This is a genomic window from Halobacillus sp. GSS1 (genome assembly GCF_017307035.1).
Lineage (GTDB): Bacteria > Bacillota > Bacilli > Bacillales > Halobacillaceae > Halobacillus > Halobacillus litoralis.
The window spans coordinates 31,402-46,516 of sequence record NZ_JAFLHE010000018.1 but is presented as its reverse complement, the minus strand read 5'-3'; the positions used below and the strand labels follow the sequence as shown (position 1 = coordinate 46,516).

The 15,115-nt window shown below is 43.5% G+C and carries 12 protein-coding genes; 8 read left to right on the top strand and 4 right to left on the bottom strand.

The annotated features are described in order from the left end of the window. Nucleotides 1-105 precede the first annotated feature (105 nt). Complete coding sequence (locus J0K78_RS18685; protein WP_206948423.1) at nucleotides 106-1,050, top strand: ATP-grasp domain-containing protein; 945 nt, start codon at nucleotides 106-108, stop codon at nucleotides 1,048-1,050. A gap of 36 nt (nucleotides 1,051-1,086) precedes the next feature. On the opposite strand, the gene J0K78_RS18680 is transcribed toward J0K78_RS18685, so the two are convergent. Continuing rightward, on the bottom strand, nucleotides 1,087-2,145 hold the full coding sequence (locus tag J0K78_RS18680) for an NAD(P)/FAD-dependent oxidoreductase (RefSeq protein WP_160914165.1): 1,059 nt from the start codon (nucleotides 2,143-2,145) through the stop codon (nucleotides 1,087-1,089). 614 nt (nucleotides 2,146-2,759) lie between these two features. Between J0K78_RS18680 and J0K78_RS18675 the strand changes: the two genes are divergently transcribed. The 6 genes from J0K78_RS18675 to J0K78_RS18650 all read left to right on the top strand — a co-directional run bounded on the left by J0K78_RS18675 (nucleotide 2,760) and on the right by J0K78_RS18650 (nucleotide 8,243). Further along, nucleotides 2,760-3,827, top strand: a complete 1,068-nt coding sequence (locus J0K78_RS18675) for a C45 family autoproteolytic acyltransferase/hydrolase (RefSeq protein ID WP_206948422.1) — start codon at nucleotides 2,760-2,762, stop codon at nucleotides 3,825-3,827. Next, complete coding sequence (locus tag J0K78_RS18670; RefSeq protein WP_206948421.1) at nucleotides 3,824-4,339, top strand: GNAT family N-acetyltransferase; 516 nt, start codon at nucleotides 3,824-3,826, stop codon at nucleotides 4,337-4,339. The genes J0K78_RS18675 and J0K78_RS18670 overlap by 4 nt, the downstream gene beginning before the upstream one ends. 15 nt (nucleotides 4,340-4,354) lie before the next feature. Next, a complete protein-coding gene (locus J0K78_RS18665; RefSeq protein WP_206948420.1) occupies nucleotides 4,355-5,026 on the top strand; it encodes a Dph6-related ATP pyrophosphatase in 672 nt (223 codons plus the stop codon). A 53-nt stretch (nucleotides 5,027-5,079) separates the two neighbouring features. Next, complete coding sequence (gene fabI / locus J0K78_RS18660; protein ID WP_160914171.1) at nucleotides 5,080-5,859, top strand: enoyl-ACP reductase FabI; 780 nt, start codon at nucleotides 5,080-5,082, stop codon at nucleotides 5,857-5,859. Nucleotides 5,860-5,989: 130 nt separating this feature from the next. Beyond that, on the top strand, nucleotides 5,990-7,366 hold the full coding sequence (locus tag J0K78_RS18655) for a Glu/Leu/Phe/Val family dehydrogenase (protein WP_206948419.1): 1,377 nt from the start codon (nucleotides 5,990-5,992) through the stop codon (nucleotides 7,364-7,366). Nucleotides 7,367-7,466: 100 nt separating this feature from the next. Further along, the gene (locus J0K78_RS18650) at nucleotides 7,467-8,243 is read left to right on the top strand and encodes a 3-hydroxybutyrate dehydrogenase (RefSeq protein WP_160914173.1); all 777 of its coding nucleotides are present in this window, start codon (nucleotides 7,467-7,469) and stop codon (nucleotides 8,241-8,243) included. A gap of 93 nt (nucleotides 8,244-8,336) precedes the next feature. Here J0K78_RS18650 and J0K78_RS18645 read toward each other — a convergent pair whose 3' ends face one another. The 3 genes from J0K78_RS18645 to J0K78_RS18635 all read right to left on the bottom strand — a co-directional run bounded on the left by J0K78_RS18645 (nucleotide 8,337) and on the right by J0K78_RS18635 (nucleotide 13,366). After that, nucleotides 8,337-9,623 (bottom strand): GntP family permease, encoded by a 1,287-nt coding sequence (locus J0K78_RS18645; protein WP_206948418.1) that lies wholly within the window; start codon nucleotides 9,621-9,623, stop codon nucleotides 8,337-8,339. 192 nt (nucleotides 9,624-9,815) lie between these two features. Then, nucleotides 9,816-12,572, bottom strand: coding sequence for a phosphoenolpyruvate carboxylase (ppc, locus tag J0K78_RS18640; RefSeq protein ID WP_206948417.1), 2,757 nt, complete (start codon nucleotides 12,570-12,572; stop codon nucleotides 9,816-9,818). A 551-nt stretch (nucleotides 12,573-13,123) separates the two neighbouring features. Then, nucleotides 13,124-13,366 carry a GNAT family N-acetyltransferase gene (locus J0K78_RS18635; RefSeq protein WP_206948416.1) on the bottom strand — a complete coding sequence of 81 codons (243 nt, stop codon included), beginning with the start codon at nucleotides 13,364-13,366 and terminating at the stop codon, nucleotides 13,124-13,126. 230 nt (nucleotides 13,367-13,596) lie between these two features. Here J0K78_RS18635 and J0K78_RS18630 point away from each other — a divergent pair, with 230 nt between their 5' ends. After that, on the top strand, nucleotides 13,597-15,081 hold the full coding sequence (locus J0K78_RS18630; RefSeq protein WP_206948415.1) for a Na+/H+ antiporter NhaC family protein: 1,485 nt from the start codon (nucleotides 13,597-13,599) through the stop codon (nucleotides 15,079-15,081). Nucleotides 15,082-15,115 lie beyond the last annotated feature (34 nt).

Here is a 15,115-nt window from a genome sequence, read left to right as displayed (position 1 = left end):
GTTAGTGGAAATGGTTATTTGATTATGGTGAGCTTATTCCTAGTAACCTTATCGGTTTTTTATGATATGATAAGTAACAAGAAGAAATGGAAAGGAGTCGGTTCGATGAGCAAAATTTATATTCTGCATGAGAACGATGAATGGACCGATCATTTGACGGAGCGTTTAGAAGAGCTCAATCTTCCATACGAGCTCTGGCATTTGGATCAGGGGACACTTGATTTGACAAGCGAGCCACCGGAAGGGATTTTTTATAACCGCATCAGTGCTTCTTCTCATACAAGAAATCACCGTTATGCCCCTGAGTTTACTGAAGCTGTCCTTGCTTGGCTCGAACGTCATGAACGCACCATAGTAAATGGCAGCCGGGCTTTAAGGCTTGAAGTAAGCAAGGTGAATCAATATATGGCACTAAACCAAGCTGGCATTCACACACCAAAGACGATCACTGTTGCAGGGAAAGAGAATATTCTTGATGCTGCGCGCCAAATGGACATGGAATCGTTCATAACGAAACACAACCGTGCTGGAAAAGGTCAGGGAGTTCAGCTTTTCCATTCCACAGAAGCGTTGCGTGAATACTTGGATAGTGACTCTTTCGAGGAGCCTGTTGATGGGATTACACTCATTCAACAATACATTGAAGCACCAGAGCCCTATATTGTACGACATGAATTTGTAGGCGGAAAGTTTGTATATGGAGTAAAGGTCGATACGTCTGAAGGTTTTGAACTGTGTCCGGCAGACGCTTGCTCGATTGAAGATTTGTATTGCCCGACGAACGCAGGAGCGCAAACACCAAAAGCGAAGTTTGAAGTTCTTGAAAATTATCGGCCACCCATCGTGAATGATTATGAAAAGTTCTTACAGCAAAACCACATTGACGTAGCCGGAATAGAAGCCATTCAGGATAGAGAAGGTCGATTTTACACCTATGATGTGAACACGAATACTAATTATAATTCGGATGCTGAAGCAAAAGCAGGGATATATGGTATGCTCGAGCTGGCGAAATACCTTGGAGGTCTTTTACAAAAGTCACTCGTATAATAAAAAGATCGATCACATCCATGTGATCGATCTTTTTTAGTGACGTTTGCTCAACCAAAGAACCCCTGATTTAGCTAGGCGGGGGAGGACCCCTGTCATTGGTTTTTGAAGCATGTTACCAAATCCGTCATTCTTTCCAAGAGAACCGAGTGCACCTTTTAACTTCACCTCAGATGGACGCTCAGGGACACGGTCTCTAAGTATGGCATTAAGTACAGCGGCTACCTTCTCACCTTGCTGACCGGCAAGCTGTGCACTGGGAGAATGTTCAGAGGCTGCGCAATCACCTACAACGTAGACATTTTGATGGGAGGGTACCTGGTAAAAATCATTGACGATCACTTTTTCCTGGTCATCCTTTTCAAAAGGAAGCTCTCTGACAAGGAAATTTGGGCGGACACCGGCGGTCCATACAGTGACATCGTTCAAATAACAAACACCATTGTTGCATACACCGTCTTTTTCAACGTATTCTACGTTTGCGCCGTGGATGACTTCCACTTCATTATCCTTAAACCACTTCTCTACATAATCCTGGATTTTGGAATCGAAGGCTTTCAAAACCGTTTCCCCACGGTCCAACAAACGTATGTTCAAGTCCGGCCTGCTTTCCCTGACTTCTGAAGCGACCTCAATCCCGCTTAGTCCGGCACCGACAACGGTCACTTTTCCGTACGCCCCTAGGTTGTTAATGGCAAAGCCTGCACTCCTTGCTTTCGAGAACGTCTGCACACTCTCGGTGAATTCTCGTGCGCCTTCTATGCCGTGATAGTTATCCTCACAGCCAAGACCAATCAATAAGTAATCGTAGGGAAGGTTTTTTTCCCCGCCTTTAATTACGATGGTTTCATTTTCTGTGTCGATTTTCTCAACTTCATTGAAGACATAAGTGACTTGTTCGTGTTCAGGAAAATCAACGCGCGCGTGACGGTCAGACTCCGTTCCTGCTGCTATGGTGTAAAATTCAGTTTTTAATGAATGGTAAGGATTCCTGTCGACGACCGTGATATGTACATCTTCTGGGATTTGATCGAGCAACCCGTGCAAAGTGTTCATACCTCCATAGCCGCCCCCCAAAATAACGACTTCTTTCATCTTTGTTCCACCACCTTTTCTTAATCCCCTGTTCGAAAACGCTTTCTGATTGTTACAACCTTTAGAGTACCAAAATTACTGGCGAAAAACTACAATGATTGAGCAAATTCTCTCATCTTTCCTTATTATTCGATTCCCTCTCCATAAATATTTAAAAGTCTAATGTAAACATTCCTAACAAATCTTTTCATATAAGCTCCCGATTGTGGAAGACTCAGTTTCGAGACGATTGTGTGGTTCTAGGGCTCCGGGAAAAGGTTCGTCTTGCTCCATCGTCCAGACACTCGCGTCAAAAGCAGAACAGCAAAGGAATGTGTTTTTTCATTCCTTTGCTGTTCTGCTTATGTCAGTCGTGTCTACCAGGACGATTCCGCATTTGAACACTTTCCATGGGGCGGGCGGTGTGCCTCCTCAGGCTACGCCTTCCGGGGTCTCACCTGTCCCACACGTCCCATAGGAGTCTCACTGTTTCCCTCCGCCCCTTTACCTTATAAGTGTCTCGAAACTGAGTCTTCAAGAAACCTGCCATTATGTTTAATAATAGGAAGGGATAGTTCAATTTTGAAGTGGAATCTGGTACATTGAAGGCAGAAATGGTTAGAAAGGAAACGATGATGAAAAAAATACATAGCGAAATATTGCAATTTAGAGGCACGCATTATGATTTTGGGTTTTATCAAGGACAACTCCTGAAAGATTCGTGGACAGTAAAGAATAGAGAAAAACAATGGCGGGTGAGGAAACCCCGTTTTATTGTAGAAGAACAGGAAGTGAAAGATGCGATCACGCGTTTTGCCCCAGGTGTATGGGAGGAGCTTCATGGTTTGAGGGATGCTTTGGAATGGCCGATGGAAAAAGTGATGATGGAATTCGGTGGATATCGAATCGACTACAAAAGAAGTGGATGTTCGATTATGACTGGAGACGGTTATTTTATTCGAAATTACGATTACATGCCAAAGACATATGAGGGGCGTTACACCCTTTTTCAGCCCACCGACCAAGGATACAGTATCATAGGACCAACGCAGCGTATTACGGGCCGTATGGATGGGATGAATGAAAAGGGTCTGGTGATGGGATATAACTTCATGCACCGCAAGCGCCCGGGGGATGGGTTTATTTGCTGTATGATTGGCCGCCTTGTGCTTGAGTCTTGCGCGAATGTAACGGAAGCTGTTCAAATGCTACGTGACATTCCTCATCGCCATTCATTCAGTTACACCGTCTTCGATAAAAGCAATATGACCTATGTAGTGGAAGCCTCTCCGCGTGGGGTGGAGGTAAGGGAAGCTGATGTTTGTACAAACCATTTTGAAATCATGAAAAAGGAAAATCGAAATCACCTCGTGGATTCTATGAAGCGTATGGATGCGATCCAATCGAATCGTGAAAAGATTGAGAATGCTTATGATGCCTTCCGTTTAATGAACGATACCGATCGTGGTGTGTTTTCTAAGCTGTACAGCAACTGGGCCGGAACGATTCACACCTCCGGGTACTTACCGAAAGAAAATAAGGCATGGTTTGCTTTAGGCGGAGATCAGAAACCTGTGGAATTTGATTTCTCTCAATGGTTGAATGGAGAGGATCTTGAAGAAGAAAAGGTAGACGGGGAAGTAGATACCGATATCCCTTTTGCTCACATGGAGGACGGCGCCTACTGGAGTGGGAAAAAATGACCTCGAAGAGATGTTTGATCCGTAAAGGAAAACCAGAAGATGCGCCTCATACGATGGCGTTGGCCAAGGAAATGTTATCGGAGGGCTATGGGTTGAAACACCTCTCTGAGTTCCATGATTCCTTGGAAAAAGAAAAAGCATGGATCAGCCGTTATGAAGACCCTGAGTTTTTTCTCGTAGCCGAAATGGATGATGATGTGGTCGGCTTTTTAAACTTTGATCTGGGTGCTCTTTCTTCCACAAGACATCAGGGCACATTCGGTGTTAATGTGAAAAGGGGTGCAAGGAACAAAGGGATCGGCCGAGAACTCGTGAAGGCGATGACTGCTAGATGTCTGCGAATAGAAGGCATTGATATTATCCGGCTGCATGTAATGGAGTCCAATGCACGGGCCATCCACCTTTATGAGGATCTCGGTTTTCAAAAGGAAGGACGCTTCAAAGATTATATTCGGAAGAACGGCAGGAGTGAAAACCTGATTCATATGGCTCTGCATTTACGTTCTAAATAGGGAGTGATGATGAGGATGCCTGAGAAAGTCATAGTCTCTTGGAGTGGTGGCAAGGATTCCGCCCTTGCTTTACAAAAGATGATGGAAGATGAGAAGTACGAGGTCGAGGGTCTGTTTTCAACCATTTCTGAGCAGTCTTTGCGATTATCTGTCCATGAAGTGGGGGAGAATCTGCTGATGAAGCAGGCGGAGGCCCTGGGACTCCCACTTGAAATCGTCCCGGTTCCGGAGAATGCATCAAATAAGGTTTATGAGAAGGTAATGCAAAGGATGTTCCAGGACTTCAAAGACAGAAACATCCACAAAGTGGTTTACGCCGATCTTTTCCTTGACGATATCCGAGCGTTTCGCGATGCTTTATTGAGGAAGAATGAAATGACAGGGATCTACCCATTATGGGGAATAAGTTCTCACCAGGTAGCAGATGAAATCATTGAAAAGGGATTTCAGGCAGTGGTTACTACCGTGGATACGAAGAAGTTGGATAAAAGATTACCCGGGGTTCTCTATAATCAGGAATTTCTGCATTCCTTGTCCCCTGAAGTTGATCCTTGTGGAGAAAACGGGGAGTTTCACACATTCGTGTGGGGTGGTCCTCTGTATGATGCACCTTTGAGCATTCAGCGAGGGAAGCGATTTGAGACATGGAGGGGAAGGTTTTCCCACGTGGAAATAGAGGAGAAGTAGACAACCCTCTTCGGAATAAGGTATAACTAAGAAAACACATGTTGGAGGTTACTATGGAAGATATTTTACAAATGAAAGATAAAAACATCGTTGTCATGGGTGTGGCGAACCAGCGAAGCCTTGCCTGGGGTGTGGCTAAATCCCTCTATCAGGCAGGCGCCAACGTTATTTTTACATATCGAAAAGACAGAAGTTATAAGAAACTCGAGAAGTTGCTTGCGGACGGTGGATTAGAGGCGAAAGCCATCGTTCAATGTGATGTAAACAGTGATGAAAGTATTCAGCAGGCTTTTGCGGAAATTGGTGAGAAAGTCGGAGTCATTCATGGGGTTTGTCATTCCATCGCTTTTGCTCATGCGGAGGATTTGAAAGGCGATTTTGTGGATACTTCACGTGAAGGGTTCGCTTTTGCACAGGATACAAGTGCTTATTCACTTATTGCGGTAGCGAAAGCCAGTCAGCCTTATATGACAGAAGGCGGATCGATGATTGCCATGAGTTACCTTGGGGCTGAACGTGTGGTTGAAGGCTATAACGTCATGGGTGTGGCGAAGGCGTCTCTTGAAGCCACGGTTCGTTACTTGGCGTCCGATTTAGGTGAAAATCAAATCAGAGTCAATGCCATTTCGGCTGGTGCGGTACGTACACTCGCTGCTAAAGGGGTACCAAGTTTCAATGAGATTTTACACAAAATTGAAGAAACAGCTCCACTGAAAAAGAATGTGACACAAGAAGAAGTCGGAGACATGACCCTGGCAATGATGAGCCACTTATCTCGTGGAGTGACAGGAGAAATTGTCTATGTTGACTCAGGTTACAATATTTTAGGTTAATGGATAGGTCCCCTCAAGCAGGGGGCTTTTTTCTTTGCTGAAAACGTTTTACAGATTCTGTTTGGGGAATGGACTCTTAGATAAGGAAATCCACACAGGACCAATTTATTAGAACGGAGGCTATCGGATTATGCAAAGACAACAAACCATTATCGAAGAGTCATTAAAAGCCATCATGGAGGATGAAGATTTTCTCCCTGACTTGAAAGCACAAACGCGTGAGCAAGCCTATAAGTCACTGGTCGCGCTTCTCTCAACTCCGAATCATATCCACAAATCTTTTCTACGCATCACTACTGAAAATGGAACGATCGTAAGGATTCCGTCATTCCGTGTCCAACATAGTGATACTGTCGGGCCTTATAAAGGCGGGATTCGTTTTCATGAATCGGTCGATGAAGATGAGGTCTCCAATTTAGCGAAACTGATGACTTTGAAAAATGCTCTGCATGAACTTCCTTTTGGTGGAGGTAAGGGTGGAGTGGTCATCAACCCTAAAGAGTACAGCATAAAAGAACTGAATTTAATTTGTAAGAAATACGTTCAATATTTTAATGATATCCTCGGGCCGGACAAGGATATTCCCGCTCCGGATGTTGGTACTGGAGAGCGGGAAATGGATTGGATGATGGGAGAGTTCAAAAACATCCATCCCGGAGAGCCATATCGCAACAGTTTCACTGGGAAAAGCATCGTAAATGGCGGATCTCTCGGAAGAAGAGAGGCAACCGGAAAAGGGGTTTACTATACGTTCCGTTACATGTTGCATGATTTCGTCAATGAACATAAAAAATGGTTGGCCGATACGGAAAATACTTTTGCTCATACGGCTCTTGATCATGCCGGCAAAAAGTTAAAAGTAGCGGTTCAAGGCTTTGGTAACCTTGGTTCTGTTGCTGCTCTTGAGGCCTACCAATGTAATCACCTGCAAAACCGGGTAGTGGCAGTGAGCGATGCAAATGTTATGCTTTATCATTCAGATGGCCTGGATATCCCGGGACTTGTTCAGTTTGCGAAAGAGCATGATGGCGACCTGCCTTCAACTGAAGAAGACTTGAACGAACATGAGCTTGTGGCAGAGATTAAAAACAGAGATGATTTACTGGAAATGGATGTTGATGTTCTGATTTTAGCAGCGTTGGAAGATCAAATCCATAAAGATAATATGAAGAACATTCAAGCGAAAATCATTGTCGAAGGCGCAAATGGACCAATTACAGAAGAAGCAGATCGATACCTTGCGGATAAAGGTGTATTGATCGTCCCTGATATATTAGCTAATGCGGGTGGTGTCATCGTTTCCTACTACGAGTGGGTTCAGGGAAGAGAGGCACAGTTCATGACGGAGGATCAGGTGTTCGAAAGACTTTTTGATAAACTGAAAGGTACCATGGATACGATTCTTCCTCAATTTTTTGGAGATCCGTTCCCATTGAGGCAAAATTGTTACATCCATTCTGTCACAAAACTTTCTACGATTATGTACCGCCAAGGAAAACTTTATTAAGTTAAAAACTCAGCCTTCCATAGGCTGAGTTTTTTTGTACATATTTTCGTAGAAAAGGGAAAATTAAAGGAAGAGTGCTTATTTTAAAGGAGGAGTTGGAATGCTTGAAGGTAGATCAGCTTTAATTACTGGTTCCGGACAGGGAATCGGACTTGAGATCGCAACAGAATTTGCAAAAGCAGGCGCGAAGGTCATGCTTAATGATATCAATGAAGAGACCCTCAACAAATCAGTAGAACAACTACGATCCCAAGGACATACGGTAGAAGGGGTCGTTGCCAACGTAGCAAAAGAAGAAGATGTAAAAAATGCAATTGAAGAAACGGTTCGTAAATTCGGCAAAATTGACATCTTAGTTAATAATGCAGGGATTCAACATGTCGCTCCAATTGAGGAATTCCCTAGTGAAAAATATTCATTGATCCTTGATATTATGCTTAAAGGACCGTTCTATGGGACGAAGTATGCGTTCCCACACATGAAGGAACAAGGTTATGGCCGTATTTTGAACATGGCTTCCATCAATGGACTTATCGGTTTCGCAGGGAAAGCCGGGTACAACAGTGCCAAACATGGAGTGATCGGATTAACGAAGGTAGCCGCTCTAGAGGCCGCGGACCACGGGATCACGGTAAACGCAATCTGCCCGGGATATGTGGATACCCCACTTGTCCAAAACCAGTTAGAAGACCTTGCAAAATCGAGAAACATCGATAAGGAAAAGGCATTGGAAGAGGTTATTTATCCACTCGTACCACAAAATCGGTTGCTGAAAGTCCAGGAAATTGCAGACTATGCGATTTTTCTTGTCAGTGAAAAAGCGAAAAGCATCACAGGCCAAGCAGCGGTCATCGATGGCGGATACACAGTACAATAAAGGAAAAAACGTCCCTTTTATACAGGGAATGTTTTTTTCATTTCCTCTATCAAATAAAAAGCTTCTCTCCTTAGGAGAGAAGCTTTTGTTAATTTAGTTGATTCCCATCATGGCAAGGAAAATAATCGCGATGGTGGCGATCATCGGAATGAGAAGACCGACAACGAAAACATCCTTGTAAGAATCTTTATGAGTCAGCCCTGTAACCGTAAATAATGTCAATAACGCACCGTTGTGAGGAAGAATGGAAGCTCCAGATGCTACCGATGTAATACGGTGAAAAGCTTCAAGACTCAACCCTTGATTGACAGCAATATTGTAATATTCCTGTCCTAGCGCTTCGAGGGCAATCCCCATACCACCGGAGGCGGATCCTGTGATCATAGCAAGGAGACTGACGGCAAAGGCTTCTGAGAAAAATGGACTCAGGGGGATACTGAAAATCAAATCTTTTACCGAGTCAAAACCAGGTGAAGCGGTAACTACAGTACCAAACCCGACGGCCGCACTCGTGTTAATGGTAGCCATAACCGAACCGGAAGCCCCTCCATTGATTGCTTTAATGAAATCCTTATAATCTTTCCAGTTAAAGATCATGATTAAAATGATCCCGATAAGCAAGGCGGCTAGAATACTGATGTCAAATGCGTTCAGTGTCAATACAACAGCAATTAGCGGAATGGTGGAGAGAATCCAGTTTGGAAGTTCTTCTTCATTTACACTTTTTACTTGGTTATCACCTTCAGGCTCCGTGAACTTTTCATCCTTCTTAATCAGTTGTTTTTCACGGAATTTCAAATAAAAATATCCACCGACAGCCATGATCAATGCAGCAACAATTCCTAGTATTGGTGCAGCCATAGTGTCTGTTTTAAAGGTGTTGATCGGAATGATGTTCTGAATTTGAGGTGTACCAGGAAGAGCTGTCATTGTAAAAGTGAAAGCACCAAGTACGAACGTTGATGGAATCAGCTTTCTTGAAACATTCGCCTCTCGAAACATCGCTACAGCCAATGGATACACGGCAAAGACTACAACAAACAAACTAACTCCGCCGTACGTAAGAATCGCTGCCGATAAAAGCATTCCAAGAATGGCGCGTTTTTTACCAATGACGCTCGAAATCTTATGGGCAACCGACTGTGCAGCTCCTGTATCTTCCATCAATTTTCCAAAGATCGCACCGAAAAGGAAAATCGGAAAATAATCTTTCGCAAAGTCGACAAATCCCTGCATGTAGGTATCTGTATAAGCGGGAAGGATATCCATACCGCTTAAAATCGCGACAATGCCTGATACGAGTGGCGCAATCCAGATGATGGACCATCCGAGATAAGCCAACAGCATAAGTAATACGAGTCCAATTAGGATACTGATCATGATGAATCCCTCACTTTGTTTAATATCAGTTTTACTTTGTCCAAAACTGAAAAATAAATGAGGGATTGTATATGAATCCAAATGGTTAATAGAAATTTTGCGTTCGTGAGTCTTCAACAACTCTGCCATTTTGTTGAATAAAAAACGGAGTATAACCCCTCGGGGGTCATACTCCGTTTTGGTATTAATTAATCAGCCTGTGTTACGAAGACCGGCTGCAATTCCACTGATTGTGAGAAGAACTTCAGTCAAGATATCTTCATGATCGTCGACTTGACGTAACTCCTTAATGAGCTCCACTTGAAGGAAGTTCAATGGATCCACATAAGGGTTACGAAGTCGTACGGATTCCTTGATTGTAGGTTGATGATCAAGAAGTTCGGCATCTCCTGTGATTTGCAGCAAGATGTCTTTGGTACGGTCGTATTCTTCTACTATGTTTTGGAAAATACGTTCTCCAAGTTCTTGATCATTAACCAGGGCTTTATATTCTTTAGCAGTTTGAATATCCGCTTTAGTCAGGGCCATCTGTAAATTGTTGATTGTAGAGCGGAAGAACGGCCAGTTCTCATACATTTGCTTAAGAACAGCAAGGTTATCTTCGCTATTTTCAACATAACTCGCAAGTCCTGTGCCTGCAGCGTACCATGCGGGTATAAGCTGACGGTTTTGCGTCCAGGCAAAAACCCAAGGGATGGCTCTTAAGTTTTCAAATTTGGAACTGTCTTTACGCTTCATTGGACGTGAGCCGATGTTCAGTTCACTGATTTCTTGTAACGGGGTTGCTTCGTTGAAATAAGTCAAGAAATCGGAATCACCGAATACAAGGGATTGATATTTTTTCAAAGATACTTCAGAAATATCCTCAAGGGCTTGCTCCCATAGCTCTTCACGATGGTGACCTTGTTCGGACTCTTTAGATATATTCATGGCGCCCTCCAGAAGGGTAGAAGCGCCTTGCTCAAGGCTTCGGTAGGCGATGTCTCTCAGCAGGTAACGGGAAGAGAGGACTTCTCCTTGCTCGGTGATTTTTACACCTTCTCCAAGAGTTTCCACTGGTTGAGAAAGCAAGCTCCGGTTCAACGGTCCACCCCCACGGCCAAGGGAACCTCCACGACCATGGAAGAACTTCAATCCAACATTGTATTCGTGAGCCATATCGTGAATTTCCTGCTGGGCTTTGTAAAGTCTCCAGTTAGCTGTGAGTGTTCCGCCATCTTTACTTCCATCAGAATAGCCAAGCATAATTTCCTGATGATTTCCATGCTTGTCCAAGTGTTTGCTGTAGACATCCATTTCAAATAGAGTTTTCAAAATGTCAGGGCCTGCTACAAGGTCGTCGACGGTTTCAAGAAGTGGTGCTACGTTCAAGTTGCTTTCCACTGTGCCATCTGCATGCAGACGGTAAATGCCGGCTTCTTTCGCTAATACTAGGACTTCAAGAAGATCACTTGCAGATTCCGTCATACTAATCAAGTAGACTTCAATCGAACGCTCTCCGAATTCTTTGTGAGCTTTACGGATCATTTGGAAGACATTCAGCATTTTTTGTGTCTCTTCAGAATAGTCTTCGTTCAGTAATGAAATCGGACGTGGATCCTTTAAGACTTCCTGCAGGACTTCAAGCTTGTCTTTTTCTTCAAGAGTAGCATAATCCTTAACAATGCCTACTTTTTGTAGAAGTTCAGACACTGCTGATTCATGTTCGCCACTATGGTTACGAATATCGAGTGTTGCCAGATGGAAACCGAATAGTTCCACTTGGCGAATCAATTTGCGTAATTTTTTCAGCTCACGTTTGTTCGGCTGGTGCGTTTGGGCACTGTCACGAATTTGACGCAGGTCTTCGATAAGCTCGTCTGCATAGCCGTAACCGATATCAGACTTACCAACTTGGCGAAGGCGTTCTAGAATAATGGCAAATTTGCGGCGGTAAATTTCGCGGTCCACTCGCCACTTTTTACCTTTTGGAAGCATAGGTTCTTCTTTTTCAATCGCATTTTTTAACTCATCGGTGACGGTCACTTGAGTAGAAGAGTGACTGAATCTTTTCATCAGCTCTACAAGAACGGCATCATATTTTTTCAAAACCAGTTTTCGTTGTTTCTGAAGTGTCTGCCATGTGATGTCAGGGGTTACGTTTGGGTTACCGTCGCGGTCACCGCCGATCCATGAACCAAAACGAAGGAAGTTCGGAACGTTCCAATCTTCACCTGGATAGTGATCTTCCAACCGAGCTTCGAGTTCCTGGTGGATATCCGGCAGTACATCAAACAAAGTCTCGTCAAAATAATAAAGGCCGTTGCGCACTTCATCCATAACCGTTGGCTTCCGTTCGCGCAATTCATCGGTCTGCCAAAGAACGGTCACTTCATTTTGCAGGCTGTCCTGAATGCTTTCACGTTCGCTCTTCGTCAATTGAGGATGGTCCAGTTTTTTAAGGAGTGTTGCAATACGTTTTTGAATTTCAAGTACAGTCCGCTTCGTAGCTTCAGTAGGGTGGGCCGTAATGATTAATTCCAAAGAGAGCTTATCCAGGACCTCTTGAATCGCACCCTTGGAAAAGTCATTTTTTTTCAAGTTCTGAACAGCGCTTTCGAGCGAGAATGGTTGTGCGCCATGATCTTCGCGCAGTTGATATTCGCGGCGACGGCGAATACGATGATTTTGTTCAGCGATGTTTACGAGGTGGAAATAAATTGAGAATGCGCGGATGACTTGGGAGCGCATCGGTGGTTCGAGGTTTTGAATCTCATTTTTCAGTTGGTTGTATGTTGAGGTATCTGGGTTCTTCCTCAAGTCTTTCGTTAATTGTCGGATCGTTTCTACTTTATTTAGTAGTTCCTCCCCGCCGTGGTGGACGAGAATATCACCTAGCATATTTCCTAATGCATGGATGTCCCGGCGTAAGGGAGTTGTATGATCGTTTGCGTTTTTTACAGTAGTCATACTTTCACCTTCCTGTCAGATCAATTTAAGTAAGATAAAATTGCCTATGTGTTTCATAATGTTATCAGAATAATTTGCATAGTCAAACACTTTGAACCGTGGTATTATCAATGGTTACCCCAAAATAGCCATCAGAAAAAAATGGTAAACATAAGAATGACAATGCATGTAAGCGTTAACTTATAATCATGCATAAACATACTCCTCTTATTTTAAATTCTTTCCCCACAAAACACAAAATGAAAAACCCAGATGCGCTTTTTGGGAAAATATGTATGACCTGGTCACCCAATCTTTTACAGAAAAAAGGTCTGTGAGAGCTTTCGTGTGGAAGGGGTGTATAGGAATGAGGGCAGTATGAAAAAGTAAGAGGAGAGCACGTGTAATGTTCTCTCCTTTTATGATTTATGTATATTTATGGAGACTCATTTCATAAAGACTCCAATACTCGTCTTCGAAAGGGCGATGGTTTTTGAGGTAGCGGTCTTTGGTAAAACCAGCATTCTCATAACACCGGATGGCACTTTTATTGAAATCAAAAACACCTAATGTCACTTTTTGAAGGCGTACGTGGATATTAGCTGGATCATCTGTTGGCCATATCCTTTCCCTCTGTATACGGGAGAAACGATAACCTTTCCAATACGTGCCTGTTTTTTATCTTTATCTATACGTCCTATGGAAATGTGCCCGATGATTTTTTCGACTGATGGATCATAAACCTGGAAAGTTCGTCGGTCTTGTGCTTCTTTGTAATCCATTAGTTGCTGGTGGGTTAATGGGAAATTAAACATCGGACCTTCCCCATTGCATCAGGAATCTGGGGGATTCGATCCAACCTAAGATTGTTTGAAAGTCTTTTACTTCAAAAGGGCTCAATTGCAGCATGTTCCTTCTCCTAACTTTGCTTTTTTTCCGATGATACACTACTTTTGAAAAATTATGAAAAAATTCGTGACATTACATCTATACACATGGGATGATAAACTATTGTACAGTTAACGTTGGTAGAGGAGGGAATCTAGTGGCAGATAAAGAAAAAGATCAAGTAATTGATGAAGCGGTAGGAGAAAAAGAAGTACGGAAGCTAGAGTTTCGCGGCGGCGTTTTTGCTGCTACCATCCCCCTGGTGTTTTTCATCATATGGGCGGTTGTATTAAGTGTCACAGGTCTTGTGACAGAACAAGCGTTAGTATTAGGAATGGTTATTGGAATTGCCATCGGACTATTCTTATGTAAGTCTGAATGGTCAGATTATGCACAGAGCTTAATTTCAGGCATGGCACAGCCAGTAGGGGTCGTTGCGATCATTGCCTGGTTTTGGGCAGGAATGTTTGCAAACATGTTATCCGCTGGTGGATTAGTAGACGGTCTGATTTGGTTCGGTTTTCAATCCGGACTGGAAGGGGGAGCCTTTGTTGGTATCACTTTTCTTCTGGCAGGATTGTTTTCAACAGCTGTCGGCACCGGTTATGGTACAGTAGCGACTTTTGGTGTTCTAATGTATCCGGCAGGTGTCATCCTTGGAGCGGATCCTGTTATTCTCCTCGCTGCGATTTTAAGTGGAGCTGTTTTTGGAGATAATCTGGCACCTGTATCAGACACGACGATTGTATCTGCAACAACTCAGGATGCTGACGTACCAGGAGTTGTGCGTTCCCGCTTTAAATATTCCATCACAGCAGCCATTCCAGCTCTTATTTTATTTGTAATTTTCGGCGGTGGTGGAGAGATGGGAAGTCAGCAAGTGGTCAGTGAGCTTCAAAATGAAGTTTCACCTGAAGGTCTGCTCATGTTAGCTCCATTTGCATTAGTTTTATATTTAGCTCTAAGTGGTCATCACCTTTTGACTTCATTGTCTTACGGAATTCTGGCAGCAGGCGTGTTCATCTTCTTTACTGGTCATTCTTTGAAAGAAGTCCTGTATATCCATAAGAACGATGCCGGGGAAGCCGTGATTGAAGGGGCATTGATTGATGGAATAAGTGGCTACTTCAATATGGCGATCTTGATTTTATTCATTTTAGCAGCGGCCTATCTGTTGGAGGTTGCGGGTACCATGGATGTTATCAAAAACTTCTTTTTGAAGTTAATTAATAATGTCGTGCGCCGAGCTGAACTTTCTATTTTCGGAATTGTCGCTTTTTTAAATGTATTTATTACGATTAATACAGCTGCTGAGATAGCTGCAGCACCGTTTGTCCGTAAATTAGGAACAGAAATGAACATTCACCCGTATCGTAGAGCTAACTTCCTGGATACGGTCACATCTTCTCTTGGCTACATTTTTCCTTGGAGTGGCGGGGTTTTGCTCGCATGGGCTACCGTCCAGGGAGCTGCTGATCAATACGACTTCTTACCTGTTGTCGGACCGGGAGAAGTTTTCCCGTTCGTCTTTCAGGGCTGGTTGCTATTGATTGTTATGTTTGTTGCGGCATGGACAGGCTGGGGACTTCGTTACAGTGGTAAAGATGGTGAGGAAGTTAAACCACAGGATTATAAAAAATAAGTCGTATGTCAAACCCCCTGAGTAATAAACTCAG